The sequence below is a fragment of the Bacillus sp. SW14 genome (genome assembly GCF_047608225.1).
GTDB classification, from domain to species: Bacteria; Bacillota; Bacilli; order Bacillales; family Bacillaceae; genus Bacillus; species Bacillus subtilis_G.
In genome coordinates, this window is record NZ_JBLKRW010000001.1 from 3,328,896 (window position 1) to 3,349,963 (window position 21,068).

A 21,068-nucleotide genomic window follows, 5' to 3' on the forward strand; every position below is an offset into this window, starting at 1 on the left:
TTCAGATCTGACTGGGAAAACACAGGACCTTGTTCTAAAACTTTAATTTGATTTTGAACCTTAATATCTAGTATTTCAATTAAAGTTTTAGCATAATGATCAACGAAGTAATTTGATAGTTCTGTCAGTGTTTGATATTCGAAAAATATGGTTTTAGATAAAGGTCCAAAATTTTGCTCTAATGTCCGAGTCAAGTTCATAATAATCATAGAGTCTATTCCATATTTTTCAAGCGGATCATCCGGTTTAATTTTATGATTTGGTATCTTGGTTTCTTGAGAAAGAATATTATGTAAGTATGCTGCGGTCTTCTGTCGTAATTCTTTTTTATCCAATGAGGACACTGTCTCAGTGTTTGGCGAAATAGACAATGGACTCTCCAAACGCTGTTTACCTTCTACCATTCTAATAGCCTCGTAAATTTTTTCCCTTTCACCTACTAAAACCATCACTTGTGAAGCATCATAGTCTATGATGTGTTCAAATGCTTGATATCCTTGCTCAGTCTCTAATGGAACGAGTCCCATCCCTTCCTCCAACCATTCTTGTGATTGTTCGTTAGCCCTCATTCCACCTTCTTTCCAATACGGCCAATTAATTGAAATAGTTTTACCAAAGCGCTTCCCCGCAACTCCCATCCTTTGGCGCTGTTCTGCAAAGCCATCCATAAAGCAATTTCCATAAGAGTAATCAGCTTGTCCTTCGTTTCCAAACTCAGCAGTAACAGAAGAAAACATAATAAACAGATCAAGGTTTTGAGATTGAATCACTTCATCTAACCAAATCGTGCCATATACTTTAGCTGCCAGTACTTCATCCATCTCTTCTTTGCTCTTATTAATAATTAGAGAATCCCGTGTAACCCCTGCGCAATGAATAATACCATTAATACTATGAAATAAAGATTTTGTTTCCTTGATCAAAGCATCGACTTCTATTTTGTTAGAAATATCAGCTTGAATATATACTACTTCTGCACCTAACTCTTTAAGTTCTTCCAATTTCTTTTGCTTATCTGGAGTTAATGCTGATCGACCGGTTAGTACAAGCCTTGCTTGTACTAACCGTGCCAGATATTTAGCAAACAACATTCCAAGTCCGCCTGTGCCACCAGTTATGACATATACACCTTTTTCTTGCAGTAGCAACTGTTCTCGTTCCTTTTGCTTAGGTGTATACTCATTTAAATGTCTAACAAATCTCTGATTTGCTACATACTTAATATCTGTAGAATAATCCGCCATACCAAGTTCCTGAATAATGTTATTCGTATATTCTTCCTTATCTGCTGAATCTATCGCAACTACTTTCATAAAGATATGGGGATTTTCCTTATTTACTGCTCTTGCAAAACCACTGACTGCAGCATATTGTGGCTTTAAGTGATCCTGGCTAAATTGATAAGCATACAATACATTGATATTCCTCATGGGTGAGTGTTTCATCAGAACTTTACTAAGGTATAGCATCGAATAAATGCTCTGTTCCAATTGTCTACTAATATCTGTCTTCTCGGTGAAATTTCCCTCATCGGACCAATGATGAAGGATCGTACTTGGCATCATTTTTTGTTTAACTATGTCCTGAAACAATTGGTGATAATCTTCTTCTTTTCCTGGATTAATAATATAAATATTTTCTGCTTGCTGATGATAACTTTCTCCGGGTTTCACTACCGTAACCGATACATCAACATCTTTTTTTGCACATTGAGATATCACCATTTCTGATAGGTTACCAATTGAATCAAAAACTAAAATGTTTTCTGCTCTTGATTGAAGCATGTCCTCTTCTGGCCCAACAGTTGATTTTTTCCAAATCGATTCGAAATAAAGATTATCATTAGGCTGGATTGTTTGCTTACTTTGAGTCAATAGCTCGAAGCCTTCAGCTGCTGACAATTCTTTATTCTGTATCATTTTAAGTATCTCTTTCCGATTAGCAATAGCGTTACTCATACGATATCTCCTCCATTATTTTATTGGCTTCATCAGCATCTATTTGTCCAAGTTCCAATTGTTTTAGCAATTCTTTAATTACAACGTGATTGTCAACATTGCCCCTTTGACCTTGAGTCGTAGCAATTATTTCTTGTTGATAGGAACGTACGGAAAGGTTTATTAATTTAACCAGTAGTTGCCCGCTCTGGTCAAGAATCCATATGTCAAACGTATGATGATTCTTGGTCGACTGTTCACTTGCATATTTCACATAAGCGTAACACTTCTGAGTTGGTTCACTGATTATTTGCACTTCTTCCAGTGCATACGGAACAGACATTGCTTTAGTCTGGGCGAGCCCTAAAATTCCAATAACGGATTGGACAGCTGCATCCATAAGAGAAGGATGTAAAACAAACTTGCCAAAATTACTCCGGAGTTCGTCTGGCAATTCAATTAAGGCTAAAGATTCCGACTCATTATAGGATAGTTTTTGAATTCCTTGAAAACTTGGTCCATAGGTTAATCCTACTTCCTTAAAAGCTTCATAGCATTGTTCACGAGTCATTGAATAGGATAACCTTTGTTTAATATCCTCCAAGTCTATCCATTCAGTAGCGGGAACTGAAGAATCAGTTTTTATGGGTAGCTCTCCTTGGGAGTGGAGGATTTCTTGGCCTTCTTTGCCTTTCATACATATTTCAAATTCACACTTATCGTTCTTCCCGTGAATATATACAAATATGTCCTGAATTTGGTTTTCAGACACTGTAACCGGATGTAACCAAACAATATTGGTTATCTTGTCAATCTTATTCTCCAAGGCCTTATTACCAGTAAATAAAGCCATCTCTAAAGTGGCTACACCAGGAAGAACTTTTTGTTGATTAAGTGCATGGTCGGAGACTACAAACTCACTTCCCCTTAAATGCTTGACAAACTTTATTGCTGAAATAGTCGATTCGTTTCGATCAATAAGAGGATGTAGACTTGCTATATCGTTCGGATAATTCTTGTTTTGAGAGTTTACGGAAACCGGTGTTGGCAGCCAATGACGTTTTCTCTCAAAAGGATAAGTAGGTAATGAAACACGATATAATTGGTGTCCTTCATGCAATTGTTTCCAATCAATTTTTTCCCCTGCAATCCAAAGTTTGGCCAGTTTGTCATACTGTTTTTCTTTCATCAGCCTTAGAAATTCATCTTGTTTAATTTCCTTTGATGCCGATAAGTGTTTGGTCTGTTGAGCGGTAACAATTCCGTAATTTAATTGGTCAACAGATTCTCTTTCCGTACAGAATCGATTCAATCTCTCCTTCAGCTCTGCAATACTATCAACAACTAAGGCAAGACGTACGTCCATCTCTTCTCTCCCAATTTGTAGCGTATAAGCAATTTCTCTCAAATTGCCACTTTCACTTAATTTATTTGCCAGGTTAGCCGCATATTCTTTCAAACAATCTTCATTCTGAGCTGATAAAATAATGATCTGGCCCTCATTATCTCCGTTTAAATGTCTTGACGATTTCGGTTGATATTCCTCTATGACGACATGCGCATTTCCCCCCCCAAATCCAAAAGAACTTATCCCCGCACGTCTAGGAATCGGTTGTTGATATTCATCTTTCATCCTTTCCCAATTAGCCTTTTGGGCGGTAATGTAAAATGGACTGTCATCCAATTTAATGTATGGATTTAAATGGTTAAAATTTATGGAAGCAGGTAAGACATTATTTTTCATGGCTAGTAGTACTTTGCACACACCTGCTATTCCTGCTGCTGTTTCAAGGTGACCGATATTAGTTTTGACAGAACCCAGTCCACAGTAAGGTTTTTCAGGCATCCTTTTTCCCCAGTCCTTGTATAGTTGATCAAATGCTTTTTTTAGTCCATTAATTTCAACTGGATCCCCTAATGGTGTTCCTGTACCATGTGCTTCAATGTAAGACACTGTCGATGGATCTAAATTTGATTCTCCCCATGCTTGAACTATCAGATCGGATTGTGCATTTGGGTTCGGCGCAGTTAAAGAATTGGCTCTGCCACCGTGATTTACTGCACTTCCTTTAATTACACCATAAATATGATCACCGTCATCTTCAGCTTTGCTTAAAGGTTTCAATAATAGTGTCGCTACACCCTCGCCTCTGACATAACCGTTAGCATCTTTATCAAAAGTTTTACATTTACCATCTTCACAGAGCATACCAGCTTTGTTAAAGGATATATATAATTTTGGACTTACCATCACGTTTATGCCACCAGCGATAGCTAAATCGCATTGTCCACTCTGGATTTGTTCAACAGCTCGATGAATGGCAACTAATGAACTGGAACAAGCTGTATCAATTGGTTCACTTGGGCCATGTAGGTTAAGATAGTAAGAAATTCTATTTGTTAATATTGAATGGGACATCCCTGTTGACGTTTGAGCCTGTATTTCACTGTTTTCCTGTAAATAACCATAATCCGTACTTGCAACTCCGACAAAAACGCCCGTCTTTGTTCCAGATAAATCCGATGCCTTGTACCCTGCATCCTCAATTGTTTTCCACACTGTTTCCATTAAAATTCTTTGCTGAGGATCCATCAGTTCTGCCTCTTTCGGAGAAATACCAAAAAATAGGCTATCAAATTTATCGACGTCTTTCATAAATCCCCCCCACTTAATATTCGTTTTATTAGATTGAGTAGCGGGATCACCATAAATTTCTTTCCAATCCCATCGATCTTCAGGGATTTCAGTAATAAGATCCTTCCCTTCTTCAATGTGTTTCCAAAAATCATCTAAATCATGCGACTGGGGCATTTTTCCACTCATCCCTATTATTGCAACTGGTTCATTCGTCAAAGAGTATCTTTTGCGTTGGGTCTTCTCAGGATTCACTTCTCCCGGTAACCAATCACCATCATCCTGATTAGCTAGTAATGAATCTGGAGCTTCAGAGATATTTTGTCCACTATCAATTGACAAAGTAGGTTTATCTATTTTTTCCTGGTACATTTCTAATACTGAATCATTATGGTGTTCCAATATAAAGTCGACAACTGAACTTAACGTTTGATGTTCAAAAAAGATCGAGGGCATTAGCTCTAGCTGAAATCTATCATTTAATTGATTACTCAAATCTGTTAAAGTTAAAGAATCAAATCCAAATTCACTAAAATTTTCATCTAGAAATATATGCTCCTTATCTATTCTTAATAGATTAGCAACAATTCCCAATACATCATCCTCGAAATACTGCCTTAGTGAATCTGTATCTAATTCAAAATTCGTATCTCCTTTTGTTGATACAGTTTCATCAGCTTGCTTAGTTTCGTTTATATCACCGATTAACGCTTTCATTTTTTCCCGTTTTCCTACAAGGACGGCAAAATGATTGTTCTGTTGTCCTATACCGGCTACGACTGTCTGGATACCAGTCTTCGTTTCTAGTGGCTCCATACCTAATGTCTTTGTCATCATTGTTTCAATTTGCTGCTCTACTTTCATACCGCCTTCCTTCCATAACGGCCAGTTAATAGACAACGTTTTTCCATTACGTTGTCCAGCTTTACGTAACTGTTCACGATGATCAGAAAAATGGTCCATAAAAGAATTACCATAAGCATAATCACTTTGTCCTATATTACCTGTAACAGAAGCAGTTGAAGAAAAGAGTACAAACAAATCTAAGTTTTCCTGTTTAGTTAATTTATCGAGCCATACAGTACCAAATATTTTAGGAGCAAGTACTTGTTCAATTTGATCACTTGTCTTATTCGTTAATTTGTCGTCTTTTATTACACCAGCACAGTGTAAAATACCGTGTATAGAATCTCTTTCTTCTTTAATATCTACCATCAACTGTTCTACTTGTTGACGATTAGAAACATCAGATTGATAATAGGTAACCTCTGATCCAAAAGTACGAATCTCTTCGATTTTCAATTTATCTTTTTCTGTTAAAGGTGAACGCCCAGTCAGTAGAAGATTGGCCTTGTATTCTTTTGCGAGATACTTGGCAAAAATAAACCCTATTCCTCCTAGTCCACCAGTAATTAGATAAACACCATGTTTCCTCCAAGGAGAATTTCCATCTTCAACTGTATTTAAAGCAAACTCCCTCATTTGCTTAACTAAGCGCTGTCCCTTCATATATCGAACATCTAACTGCTTTGAAGCGCTTTGTAATTCAGGCAATGCTGTTGCTAGAACCGTTTCAGGAGTTATGGATTCCATGGCCAATGATCGATACAAGTATTTTTTCTGTTCAAGGCTAATCGATTTGGCAAATGCCTCAAACGCTTTATGTAGCGATTGTCCATAGAGTCCATTAGTTAACTGATAGACATACAGTAACTGTAGTGGATGTGAAGTCCAAAGTTTATTAAACGCCTGACTCAAGTAAAATACGGCATAAATTCCATAGCTGAGTTGTTTGTACACATCGTCACTTGTATCAGCAGTCTCCCTGTGAGCCAATAGAAATAAAATCTGAGTTGGAGTTATACCTTTCTGTTTAAGAACGCTTAACAGTTGAACATAATCACTATACTTATTTGAACTAATCTCATATACGTTATTTTCAACCTCTCGAAATGCCACGCCAGGTCTAACTAATATTGCCTGTGATAAACTTGGGTGAGATTTTACCGCTTGCCAAACCTCTTCTTTATCATCAAAGATTAATAAATTACCTAGTAAAGTGTTCTTTTCAAAACTTAGCGGTGCAGGCTCCCAGACCTTTCTAAAATATAGAGGGTGAGGTTGAGGTTGACTGTTCTTTTCATCAAAGACATATCTCCTAGCTGTAAGATTCCTCACACGAACCAACACCTGGCCCCTGTCATCCAAAAGATCAACATCAAAGGTCGTGGATTGTTCGTGTTGCCCTGTGCGTACTGAATATACGTAACTGACATTTGATAATGAATGTAAAATTTCTATTTCACCTAAGGAAAATGGTACATACAAGTTTTCAGATTGTGTGCCTGCTAATGCTGTTTGAAATGCACCATCCATGATGGATGGATGAAGTTGGAACCCATGATTTTCCTCTTGAACAACCTCTGGAAGTTTAATTCTGGATAAAGTTTCACGCTCATTACCATACAATTCTTGAATTGATTGAAAGCTCGGGCCTAAAAATATTTTCGTCTTTGTAACAGCCTTGTAAAATACATTACTTGTTGACAAATGTTTGCATCTACTCATCACCTCTTCAAGATCTAAAAACGTAGGCTGTGTCTCTTGTTGTTCATGATGTTCAAATATTATTTTCCCATGGTGAAGTAATTCCTCTTTATTGGATTCACAAAATACTTCATAATGAACTTCTTCCTGTCTTGGCTCCAGTTTAATATGAATGTCCTTGAAAGTATTATTTATTTTAAAAGGATGGATCCATACTAGATTTTTCATTTTCGCAACTTTTGCTTTACCAGCGATTTGACCCGCAGCGCGTCCCATCTCGATATAAGCTACTCCTGGCAACACACTTTCATCACCTATCACATGATCCTTTAGGAAAAATTCGTTACCATACATTCGGGTAGTAAATTTTATTCTGTTTAAGTCAGAGGTATTTTGTTCTATTAATGGATGGATCTGTTTAATCCCACCATCTACATGTTGAATAACTGTTCTTGCCTTTGGTACAGAATTACTAGGCAACCAGAAACGTTTTTTCTGAAAAGGATAGGTTGGCATTGATAGACGGTAATGTCTGGTATCTCCGTATATTTTTCCCCAGTCCAAGTCATACCCGTGGATATATAAATCTAGCAGGAACGACAACTTTTCTTTATATTTACTTTCTGACAATCCCACTAGCTGTAGCGTGACATTCAAAATATGCTTACCTCGGTCTTCCTTAGCTTGGTCATACTTTTGTGAGGATGTTCTGTTGTTGACCTGATAATAATTAGCAACTCCCCCATGTTCTAGAATCTCAGCCAATTTCTGTCTCAACTCATCCACATTCCTCACAATCAAACCCCCACGGACGCCAAAATGTTTTCTCACCACCATTAACGTGTAGGAAATATCAGCAATGGATTTTTCATCTTCTAGCAACCATTTTTCTAAGTTAGCGATTTGTTGGAACAAATCTTCTTCGTTTCGCGCTGAAAAAGGGATCAAGTACAATGGATTTTCTTGTGGAATACTGGCTCGTGTAGGCGGTTCCTCAATAACTAAATGAGCATTGGTTCCACTAAAACCAAACGAGCTGACTGCTGCGCGTCGTTTTTCTCCATTCTTCACTTTCCAATCTTTTAATTCTGTATTGACAAAGAATGGACTATTCTCAAAGTCTATATGTTCATTTGGTTTATCGAAATTAAGTGAAGGCGGAATTTGTTTATTTTTCATTGACAGCAAGACCTTTATTACGCTCGCAACTCCAGCCGCTGTAGCAGCATGACCTATATTCGATTTAACTGAACCGATCGCACAGTATTGGGTTTTAGCAGTTGATTTCCTAAATGCATTCGTTAACGCCTCAATTTCAATTGGATCACCCAACTTTGTCCCTGTTCCGTGTGTTTCAACGTAAGTAATCTTTTCTGGGTTAATATTTGCTTTTTCATATACTGATTGTTCTAGTTCCGTTTGCGATAGACTACTAGGAGCGATGATACCATTCGTCGTTCCATCCTGATTGATTCCAGAAGCTTTAATCACTCCGTAAATATGATCACCATCTCGTTCGGCGTCATCCAAAGATTTTAAGACGAGCATGGCTACGCCTTCACCAGGAACAAATCCGTCGGCATCGTTGTCAAAAGCTGCACTTCTTCCCCTAGGAGAAAGCATCTCAGCATTGCTAGAAGCAATATGAAACTGAGGAGTAACGTTGATAAAAGCACCACCAGCCAAGGCCATTTCACTCTCTCCAGAAATGATACTTTGACACGCCAAATGAATGCTGACCAATGAAGAAGAACAAGCTGTATCTATTGCTATGCTAGGTCCTTTCAAATTAAGAAAATATGATATTCTTGCTGCTGATACCGAGTTGTGGTTCCCCCAAAATGACTGCGCTTCTTTTTCAACGCCCATTTCATTCATCTTTTCCACGTAGTCACCATTGCTTAGACCAACAAAAACAGAACAAGACTTATTTGAAATTTGGTCATTGGCATATCCTGCATCTTCTAATGCATTCCAACTTTCTTCCAATAGTAGACGTTGCTGAGGATCACTCAATTCAGCTTCTTTTCCAGATATTTTGAAGAATAATGCATCAAATAGGTCAATGTCATCCAAAAATCCTCCCCATTTACAATTTGTTTTATCCAATTTTTTCGGGTCACTATCATAATATTTATCAGGGTACCATCTATCCTTTGGAACTTCTCGAATAGAACTGACACCCTGAGATAGGTTGGACCAAAATTGTTCTTTATTTTTGGCTCCTGGAAATTGACAAGATAGCCCGATAATCGCAACATCTTTTCTCTTTGGAGTTTCAGTAGCCTTTGCATCGTAGGTTGTCTTCTGTTTTTCACCTTGTACTAAATCTTTATCGCTCCATAGGGTAGATGGTGTAGTCACCACAACTTTCCCAATATTTTCTCTCTCCTCCAAATATTTATAGGCTTGATGGATATCTGAAAAAGAAAATACTTTACCTACAGTCGGCTTAATCATCCCTTTTTCTAGCACTTCATACATTTCATCAAGGTACTGTGTAACACTTTCTATGTTTGACAACATCATTTTACGCATGTCAATACTGTAAAAGATTTGATTATTGTCTAAACATGATAAATCGATTTGTTTAGCAGTTTTTAAACCGGTCATAGCAATTTCAAGATACCGTCCATTGGGCTTCAGAATGTTTAACCCTTTTTGGATTGATTCGCCTGACAAGGTATTAATAACTACATCTACACCTTCACCTTCACCTTCAGTCAAGGATAATACTTTTTGTTCAAAATCTTCTTTTCGGTAATCGATACAATGATGCACCCCTAGTTGTTTCAAATATTCTATTTTCTCTTGTGATCCTGCCGTAGCAAAAATTTCAGCTCCTTGCTGAAGAGCCCTTTGTACTGCAATCAAACCTGTTCCACCTGTAGCTGTTTGAATCAGAATTTTTTCACCACGTTTAACATCCGCTTTTTTAAAAACATGATGCATCGTCAAATAGACAATGGGTAACGAACATGCTTCTTGATGATTCAAATTTTTTGGTTTTTTGACGACTAATGCTTCATGTGTATTTAAAACAAAGCTTTGTCCACCAAGTTGTGGGCCAGTTAATGCTATAACTTCATCACCTACTTTAACCCTTGAAACTTCTGACCCTGTTTTGGTAACCACTCCAGAAACTTCAAAACCAGGTGAAAAAGGATATTCTGGCATAGTCGGGTATAGACCCTTTACACAAAGTAAATCACCGAAATTTAATGAAAAAGCATGAACAAGAATTTGAACTTCGTTTTTCCCGGGATCTTTCGGGTTAATTGCATGCGTCTGAATACTTGAAATTGGCCCTGGTTTTTGTATGACAACTGATTTATATTTCTCATAACCCTTTACATTATCTGTTTCCATTTGATCGGGCTGAAGTGTTTCATCAGCCCGAGATTGACTCATCTTTTCAATTAGTTTTTTTCCATCTAAAGGTGACAGCTTTCCATTCTGTATCAAGTCAAGTATTTTTTTAATCTTCCGCTCCATAATTCCACCCCATTAACTTATAAACTTGATCAATATTTAATTCACCATTGGCTAATTTATTCAGGAGTTCTAGTTCTTCATCCTCCTCTTCTATTACGCCATCAGACATTGCTTGAGAAATATTTTCGCCATATTGATTCAAGATATAATCTGTTAATACATTTACATTCGTATAATCAAATAAAACTGTCGTCCTTAAAGTGATGCCTAATGTATCATTAATCTTCTTTATTAGTTCTAATCCGGTGATAGAGTCAACACCATATTCAGAGAACTGTTTCTCAATAAAAATGTCTTCAATATTCACCTCAAGCGCTTCAACAATACAGTTCACCAATGTCTCTTCAATATAATCCCGTATATTATTTTTTTGTGCCGAAACTGTGTGAGACTGTGAAGTAGGCTCTTGTGTCACTGCTACCATTTCTTGAGACACCTGTTCTTCTGCTATTTCAAAGGAAAGTTCCTTTGTATCCACAATTTTAGTGGAGGTACTGTTTTGAACAATTTCTGAGAGTCCATTACTTTCCCCAATGATAACATTTTGGACAAAGCCACTATTCTCCTGAGACATGGATTCTAGGGCAATAGTTTGTTCATATCCTAATCGCTTCAATAGATCTTCCCACATAGATGTGCTGAGTAAAGGTGAGTATGGCAACCTCTCCTCAGAGTCTTCGTACAGCCACCATCCTTCAAATAATCCAAAAGTAAGGGTTGTAAAGTTATTAACGATCGTTGCTTCATTTAAAATAAGCCATCCATTGGTTTTTAGTAGTTTTTTAATGTTATTCAATGTCTCCTGCAATTGTTTGGTCGCATGGAGCACATTTGTAGCAATAACTACATCATATCCACCAAGAATAAATCCCTGTGACTGAATATCCTTTTCAATATCTAATAAGGAAAACTTAACAAATTGATTCTGAACTCCATATCTGCTTCGACCATAATTAATAAATCCTAGGGAAATGTCTGTATATACATACTCCAAGTGTTCATCAAATTCATGAATTCCTTCAAATACTTTGGCACTTGTTCCTCCCGTTCCAGCACCCACTTCTAATATTTTTATTTTTTCTCCTTCCTTCAATGTTGGCAATCGTTTCTGGATAAAAGAACGTAGTCCCCAGACAATCAATTGATTAAAATAATCTGCTACGACATTGTTTTGATAAATGTTTTCTACCTTGGTCATTGATGAATTAGGGAATATAATGTCAGTGGCAAGAACGTTACCCCTTAAAATATCAGCAAAATTTTGGAAACATGTTCTTAGTAAATCTACGTGGCCCTTCATGTCTAGAAGACTATCTGACTGATCAAATCTATGCGTTATACTCTTGATCTCTTCCTGTAAAAATGGATTTTCAACTCTGGAAGTGGTTCGTATAGTCTTATCCTCAATTTGAATCAATTCACTTTGTGCCATAATATCTAATAGAGCCTCGAATAATTGACTATACCGATCAATAATCCCTAGCTTCCTTTTCAATTCTTCTTTTTTGTATTGTTCATGACTACTCTTAAAAACCCCTAAGTTCTGAAACATGTTCAATAACATTAGCTCACTAAGTTCTTCAATCTCCAGAAATGCTTTCCTTGACTTTTGCAGGGATTCTTCATTAAGTCTTGGCCTTCGATTCACATCAATCGTTGAATGCAACGTAGATGGCAGATTAACACGATGTTGAATCATCAAGGAGTTCATATCTACACCAATATGTTCTAATACGTCTTTTTCCGCTTTCATGACCATCACCTGGTCGACTGGATAATGAAGAACTCTCTCTAACGCTTCTATTCCCTCATGCAAACCAATAGAATAAATTCCTTGAGAACTTAATAGTTTTTGATAATGTCCTGAGGCCACAATACCAACATCACCCCAATATCCCCAATTAATAATTTTAACCGGGAAGGAAGCGGTCCGCTTAAGATATTGAGCAAAAGCATCTTTAAACGTACAGGCAGCTGCATAATTGCCTTGTCCAGCATTTCCACTAAAGGATTGGGCAGATGAGAAAAACATCATGAAATCAAGTGCTTCATCTCTAAACACTTGATAGAGGATGTAGCTGCCTTGGACTTTTGGCGATAATACAGCTTGGAATGACTCCTCATCCATATTTTTTATCGTACTATCTTTGAGAACAATAGCAGAATGTATAACACCATGAATATGGCCAAATCGAGACTTTACCTCATTAACAGCATCTTGCATACTTTTTAGATCAGTACCGTCTGCCTGAATATATAATATTTGTCCATCATATCTCTTTATTTCATCTATCATTTGCTGTTTCTCATCATTTAATGGGCTACGACCGATTAAGATAACTTTTGCCTCAAATTGTTGGACAAGATATTGGCTTAATGCTAAACCAATACCTCCAGCACCCCCAAGAATAAAATATACGCCATGCTTCCTATAACCACTTTCCTTTACCGGCGGGAGTGAAATTTGTGAAAGTGAACGGACATAACGCTGACCCGCATAAATTAAAATATCTTCACTTGATTTAGCAAAAGATTCAGCCATTAGAGCTTTAATCGTTCCTTGCTTTACAGATGATTGTGATGTATTAATAAACGATCTTAGATCAACATCTGTATAGCTTATATCCCAGTAAGGATACTCTTTTATCATCGATTTTGTTAGTCCATGTATACCTGCTACTTCCGGATTTGGAAGCTCATCTTGTGAGAGTGTATATACATGATTTGTGATGACATGTAAACGTAGATATCGTTCATCATACCCTTGCTCACTTAATGCTTGAACAATTCTAAACAAACTAAGAACACCAATTTCTTGTGTATTGTTCAGTTGATCGATGTCCGTAAGTTGTATCCCCTTTCCTTTAATCCCTCCGAGGAAGTAAACCAATTCAATATCACTTGGGAATTCCTGCAAACAGGCTTTGAAAGAGTATGGGTCGCTTGAGTTAATTTCCCAAGTATTGTCTGAATATTTAACGTTTTTCTTCCCTAAATGAATATTATAAACTTGTGATCTATCGTGCACTTCCGCTAAACCAACGTCTAATCCAGCACAATCATTATGAGAAATAATTAATACTTTCTGATGTGTTGTAAAATCTAGTTGAGAAATGAGTGGTAAAGGTGAGCGCTTCCATCTAGGCTTATAATAGATAGAAGTCGATGGTATTGTTTTCACAGGTGCTGGACGAACACTAACATCATGAAGACTGACACATACATGCCCTTCGTTATCCAACAATTCTACCTGATAAATATCATTCCCTGTTGAATGAACATAGGCATAACCAGAAGAAGAAAGAGGCTGCTTCACCACTACACGTTCAACAGAATATGGTAATTTCAGAGCATTATCCTGACCTTGGATACCCGCAATTGTTTGTAGTGCACCGTCTACTAAAGATGGATGTAAGTTATATTGTCTTAATTGTTCCTCCTGTCCCTGTGAAATCTGGAACTTACTTAATGCTTCTAGTTGGTTGCCCCAGATGTGTTGTGCACTTTGAAAATACGGACCATAATCAATACCTACCTCAGAAAAACTTTCATAGAATTCCGTCTTTTCTAACTCGAATGTCGTTCTCAGTTTTACATCTTCAACAGAAACATATTGTTCCTGCTCACCCCTAGGTAGACTCTCCTTACGGATGATCCCTTTTGAATGGGTAATAGTCTTATCTTCGGGAGTACTTTGAATTTCAAAGGTAAGTTGTCCATCTTTTTCTTTAATCAAGATATGAAGTTCCAGTTCCTTTTGGTTCATGAGTACTGGCTGTAACCAAACTACATTAGATAGACTATAACCGTTACTTTGTTTTAAATGAGTTATTGCACCCATTACCATTTCTAATTGGCCAACACCAGGAAGAAGTCGTTTTTTATCTACAAGATGATCTTTGACGATTAAATCATTGTATTTCAATTTTTTCACATACACGATACCGTTGTTTTTTAGGCTTAAATCAGGATGAATGAATTCTACCAAAGGATGAATCTCTAAATTACTGAATGCGGTATTATTGGGCTTAGCATCTTCTTGAAAAATCCAATGCCTCTCTCTCTGAAATGGATAGGTAGGGAGTGGTTGCTTTGTATCTTTATTTAGCGATAGTTTGTCCCAATGAATTTTTACACCTGCCACCCACAACTCAGCTATTTTACCTAACTCTCCATTTTCCCTCCACTTACTTACAATACTTTGTACATCTCTTCCATGAGAGTGTAAATCAGAAATCTTTGTAACTTCTGTAACCTCATTTATATTTCCTAAATAAATGGATGAAGAATGCTGACCTTGAATATATTGGCTCAATTTATCTCTAAATTCCTCTATAGTTGAAGCAATAATGGCTAATCGCTCATCAAATTCCTCTCTCCCAAATCGTAAAGTGTGGGCAATGTCAGCAAAGGAAATCTGTGACTCTGGGTTTTTACTATTTAATCTTTTGTTGCTAATCGTCTTATCAAGAAATTCTATCATTTTTCTCGAATATACTTGTAGTCTGTTCTTATTACGGGCTGATAAAATGAATATTTGTGGCTCTTCCTTGACATCAACCGGTAATTTTTGTTGGATGTACTCTTCAACGATGAGATGAGCATTGGAACCTCCTGCACCAAAAGAGCTAATTCCAGCTATTCTAGGAATTTTTTTCTCTTTTCCATCTTGTAAAACAGTTGGTTGCCTCCATTCTTCCAATGATTGCTGTAAGTAAAAAGGTGACTGTCTAAAATTGATGTTTGGATTAGGTTCAGACGCATGAATCGAAGGAACCAGTTGCTTGTGTTTCATTTGCAACAACACTTTAGTAAGGGCTGCAATACCAGCTGCCGATTCCAAATGACCAATATTAGACTTGACTGAACCAATTGAGCAATACTGCTTGGCATGCTGTTTACCAAAAGCTTGGATTAATCCGTTGATTTCAATTGGATCCCCTAATGATGTTCCTGTTCCATGAGCTTCCACATAGCTAATATCTTGTGGAGATACATTTGCTTTTTTCATTGCTTCCTTGATGAGATTTCCTTGAGCATTTGGATTAGGCACTGTATAACCATTGGTTCTACCGCCATGATTTACGGTACTAGCTTTTATCACACCGTAAATATGATCGCCCGCGGCAATAGCTTTGTTAAGGGGCTTTAATAAGATAGCTCCAACACCTTCACCAGGTACATAACCATCGCCACCATTTCCAAAGCTTCGACAGCGTCCATCACTAGAAGCAAAGTTGGAACCACTTAATAGTAAATACTTGTTCGGATGAATAGTTAGATTCACACCACCTGCTACCGCCATTTCACTTTCTCCTTGATGGAGGCTGTTAATTGCCAAATGTATGGCAGTTAACGAAGATGAACACATCGTGTCCAAAGCCAAACTTGGGCCATGGAAATTAAAGAAATAAGAAACACGGTTGGCAATAGATGCATAGGATGAGTTTGGTAGAACAAAATTTCCTTTTGCCTCCTCTTCTATCCCATATAATTGGTATTGACCATACATCACTCCAACAAAAACACCTATTTTCCGTTTCTCAAGCTCCCTTTTTGTATAGCCGGCGTCTTCTATTGTATGCCATACAGTTTCCAAAAACAGACGTTCTTGGGGATCAATATTTCTTGCTTCCTTTGGGGATATATTGAAAAATAACGAATCAAATTTATCGAAATCGCTAATAAAACCTCCCCACTTACTGTAAGTTTTTCCGATTTTCTTTTCTGGATCGTAGTATTTCATATAATTCCATCGCTCTGCGGGAATTTCCGTAATACAATCACGCCCCCTTTTGAGTACTTCCCAAAATTCATCTAAGTTATCAGACTGAGGGTAGCGTCCACTTAAACCAATAATAGCAATATCATCATTTTGTTGCTGATCATTTTTTTCAAATCGTACACGTTGTCTCTTACTTCTAGAAAACGGTTCTTCAATATGATTCTCTTCGGAAGTTTTCGTTTCTTCCCTCTTTAATATCCCGAGTATGTGAATTAATTTATCATAATGCTCTTCCATAAAATATGTTGTTAATTCTTCAATGGATTGATATTCAAAATATAATGTTTTAGGCAGTTCACCAAAAACTTTTTCTAATTTGCGAACCATTCGCATAATAATAACTGAATCTATTCCAAATGTTTCAAACTCTTTCTCGACATCTATATTTGATACAGGTATCTTCGTTTCTTCCGAGAGTATAACTGCTAAATATTGTTCTGTCTTTTGGCGTAGTTGTTGTATGTCGTTACCCACTAGTGGTTCATAAGAACTTGCTTCATTTTTTGGAAGTGAATTTTGTATTGACCGTAATAGTTTGTTCTTGTTCCCTTCCATTACAGCGAGTTGTGTATAAGAGGCTGTTAATCCCTTTTCAAATGCCTTTACCCCATTTCTTGTACGTAAAGGTAGAAGACCGTACGTCTGTTTCAGCCAGTTCTGCTCATCAGTATCTAACTGCATCCCACCTTGTTCCCAGTAAGGCCAATTAATCGAAAGTGTTCTTCCATAACGTTGTTCTTGTGCTTGTTTTATGTCTCTTAGGTGAGCAAAATGATCCATAAAACTATTTGCATAAGCGTAATCTGCTTGCCCTACATTACCTAACAGTGCAGCTATTGAAGAGAATAAGCAAAAGAAGTCTAGTTTTTCATTCTCTGTATATTTGTCCAACCAAACTGTGCCAAAAACCTTTGGTGCCAATACGTCATCTATATCTTTCTTCGTCTTTTTATAGAGGAGAGAGTCTCGTATTACCCCTGCACTATGAATAATACCGTGAATTTCCTTAAATTTATTTTTTGTATGTTTGATGATGTGTTTTACTTGATCTTGATTCGATATATCTGCTGAAATATACTCAACTTCAGCTCCCATGTCCTCCAGTTTTCTTACCTGATTTTCTATTTCGAGACTCCATTCCCGTCGTCCAACGAGGACTAGTTTAGGTTGGTATTTTTCAGCAAAGTATTTTGCGAACAGAAAACCTATTCCAGCGGTCCCCCCGGTAATAATATATACCCCATTCTTCCGTAAAGGTACAGATTCTTCCTTCTGAGATTGCTTTTCCTGAAATGAATTAACATATCTCTGCCCAGAAATATACTGAATATCTGAATGGTGGTTAGCGTCAACTGTCAATTCTTTGGAAAAGATTTTACATATGGATGTGTACCGTTGGTCTCTTGAGATTCCGATTGTTTTGGTTGCAATTCTAGGATTCTCTAATTCAATTGTTTTTACTAGTGCGTGGACTGCTTCATATGTTGGTACGGGCGTTTCCTTTTCAAACGGGTATACATATAGTAAATTGACGCCGTTTTGATATTTTTCACTTATTAGTGCTTGGCTAAGATGCACTATGGAATATATGCTTTGTTGCAATTGTTCGCTTAATAGATTGTTAGAATTGCTGTCTTCCTCTTTTGACCAGTAATGAATAATGTGGTTTGGGATAAAATGTTCTTCTTTTATAGATTTCAACAAGTTCCGATAATCTTCCGGTTGTAAAGGATTAATTTCATATGTGTCATGTCCTACACATGTGAATCGGTCACCCTTCCTAACTTGGATAATTCTTTTATCATGCTCACTCAATTGTCCATTCAGTATATTACGAAGATTAACATCGGAACTAAATAATAAGATATTTCCCGATAACTGTTGGCTTTCTTCTGAAAAATCAATCTCCTTTCTGTGCCAAACCTTTTGCAGTAACAAAGTCTCAGACTCTTTAATCGAAGTGCTTTTTGTTAAAGACATCTTCACAGTGAAATTATTTAGTTGGACAAGTACTTGTCCTTCTTTGTCCATAATGTTAATCATGAAGCTATACATCGTTTCGGGCCCAGTTGGTTGTTGCTCTGCCCAAGTGACGTGAGCATAACATTTATCTGTTAATGGCCGAACGAGAATAACTTCACCTAGTGAAAAAGGTAAATAAGTTGATGTAGAGTTTTTATCGATTAATAACCCTATAACAGCTTGAAAAGCTCCATCCAACAGGGAGGGATGTAAGCCATATTCCGATTGGTTTTCCTTTAAGTGGGAAGGTAAAGATAGCTCTACTAGAGTTTCTTCCCGATTGAAATATATTCCCTGTATGGTTTGAAAGCTTGTTCCATAATTAAGACCTGCTTTTTGAAAATGGTTGTAACACTCGTCCTGTGGCATAGTTTGATTACATCGGGAACTAATAGAATTTAAATCTAAATTTCCTGGTTTATCAGATACACCATACGTCATTAACCCCTCGGCATGAATTAGTTTTTTCTCTTCTTCGATAAAAGTCCACACTTCATATTCGATACCGTCTTCAACCATAAACAGACTTATAAAAACATCCTTATTAGCCGATTCTTTACTTTTTTGTTTCAAAACAATAGGTTGATTCCAGGAGATATCCTTTATACTGCAAATTTTATTCTCTGTGGAAAAACTACCTGCAGCCCTAGCCATTTCTAAAATGGCTGAACCTGGTAAGACCATTTGATTACCTAACTTATGATCAGCCATGAAAAATTCATGTCCTCTCAACCGTACAGTAAATTTTTGTTCTTTTAAAGTTGATATATTATTGTCTAGCAAAGGGTGTAATTTCTCTCTATTATCATTAGGTATACTGTTACTCCTTGATATCCAATAGGACTCCTTTGCAAATGGATAAGTGAGCAGTGAGACCACTTTGGGTTTTTCTCCCTGATATAACCCTAACCAATCAATATCTATACCAGAAACCCATAATTTAGCCAGTAGGCTTAAATTCTTTTGTTGAAGACTTTTTTGTATATCCTGTTCCTGTTGGGTTTCGGACTCCTTTTGATAGTACAGATTTTCAATATTTGTTTGCTCTTTATTGAAAAATGTTAACTTCTCTATTAGCGTGTCTATATTAGAAGCGACAATTGCTAACCGTGTCTCCATTGCTTCTCGACCAATCTGAAGTGTATAGGTGATATCAGCAATATTGATTTCCGACCTGTTTTGCACTAAAAAAGTCTGCAATTCACTAGCATAGTCACGCAATCTCGCTTCATTTTTGGCTGAAAGTAAAAACAAGTATTCTTCTTCTTTAACATAATTGTTTTGAACTAAGGGTTCATTATACTCCTCCACAATGATATGGGCATTGGCACCTCCTGCCCCGAAAGAGCTAATACTAGCTCTTCGAGGCAATGTTTTCCTTTCCCCATTCTCGTACTTTACAGGTCTCTCCCATTCTTCCAACTGTTGTTGCACATAAAAAGGTGGGTTCTCAAAATCAATACGCGGATTCAACTTTTCTGAATGCAATGAAGGTACCAATTTCTTGTGTTTCATTTGTAAAAGCACTTTGGTTAAACCGGCTATACCCGCGGCTGATTCGAGATGACCAATATTTGACTTAACAGAACCAATTGGACAACTTTGATTAAATTTGTCTTCCCCCTGAAACGCTGTAGTTAGACCTGCTATTTCAATCGGATCACCCAAAGATGTTCCAGTTCCATGGGCCTCTACATAGGAAATAGTTTCTGGGGAAATACGAGCTTCCTTAAGGGCTGCTTTAATCAGGTCTGCTTGAGCATTCGGATTAGGAACTGTATATCCACTGGTTTTCCCTCCAGCATTAATAGAAGTTCCTTTGATTACCGCATATATCTTATTGTTATCTGCTATTGCTCTATGCAATGGTTTGAGTAGAACAGCACCTAGGCCTTCACCATCCACAAATCCATCGGCGTTCGCACCAAAAGCTTTACACTTATCATCCTTAGAAAGCATGTTCATTCGTGACAAATTCCCATAATGGTCAGGATGAAGTATTAGGTTTACTCCTCCAGCAATCGCTGTATGACACTCCCCTTTTTTTAGGCTTTCACAAGCCAAGTGAATAGCAGTCAGCGATGAAGAGCAGGCTGTATCTACCGCTAGGCTAGGACCTTGTAAGTTCATAAAGTACGAAATACGATTAGCAAGAGACCAATATGCCGAAGTCCCCCCCTGGCGCACATAAAAGTTATTCATTATTCCTACGAAAACCCCAACTTTCGAGCTTTGTTCAATTAGTGTAGATCTAGTGATGCCTGCATCTTCTAAAGTTGCCCATGCTGTTTGCAAAAACAACCTTTCCTGAGGGTCAATTTCTTCTGCTTCCTTCGGTGTAATGTTAAAAAATGCTGGATCAAACTTATCGATATCCTCTATAAAACCGCCCCATTTAGTATAACTTAAACCTTGTTCATAGCTATCTGGATTGTAGTACTCTTCCCAATCCCAGCGATTTTTAGGAATTTCACTGATACAATTTTTTCCATTCTTAATATTCTCCCAAAAATCATTAAGATTTTTGGCCATTGGATATTGTCCACTAACACCTATGATGGCAATATCTATTGGAGGTTGTTCTGTCTTATCCAGTAGGCGTTTCAATATTTCCCTTTTTTGTTGTTGATTAGGTGTATGCATATTG

2 protein-coding genes and 1 pseudogene are annotated in these 21,068 nt (G+C 37.2%); all 3 read right to left on the reverse strand.

The features are described from left to right. Window positions 1-119: 119 nt before the first annotated feature. Window positions 120-1,958, reverse strand: a pseudogene (locus ACMX2I_RS17150) (beta-ketoacyl reductase); the annotation flags it as partial. Next, window positions 1,951-10,614 carry an SDR family NAD(P)-dependent oxidoreductase gene (locus ACMX2I_RS17155; RefSeq protein ID WP_414957627.1) on the reverse strand — a complete coding sequence of 2,888 codons (8,664 nt, stop codon included), beginning with the start codon at window positions 10,612-10,614 and terminating at the stop codon, window positions 1,951-1,953. The pseudogene ACMX2I_RS17150 and the gene ACMX2I_RS17155, both read right to left, overlap by 8 nt. Further along, window positions 10,598-21,064: an SDR family NAD(P)-dependent oxidoreductase gene (locus tag ACMX2I_RS17160; protein WP_414957628.1), complete on the reverse strand. Its 10,467-nt coding sequence runs from the start codon at window positions 21,062-21,064 to the stop codon at window positions 10,598-10,600. Before ACMX2I_RS17160 ends, ACMX2I_RS17155 begins: the two co-directional genes overlap by 17 nt. Window positions 21,065-21,068 lie beyond the last annotated feature (4 nt).

What these genes read in the sequence shown, in the direction of transcription:
- ACMX2I_RS17155 (WP_414957627.1), bottom strand. Translation starts at nt 10,614, where the DNA reads ATGGAGCGGAAGATTAAAAAAATACTTGACTTGATACAGAATGGAAAG.
- ACMX2I_RS17160 (WP_414957628.1), bottom strand. Translation starts at nt 21,064, where the DNA reads ATGCATACACCTAATCAACAACAAAAAAGGGAAATATTGAAACGCCTA.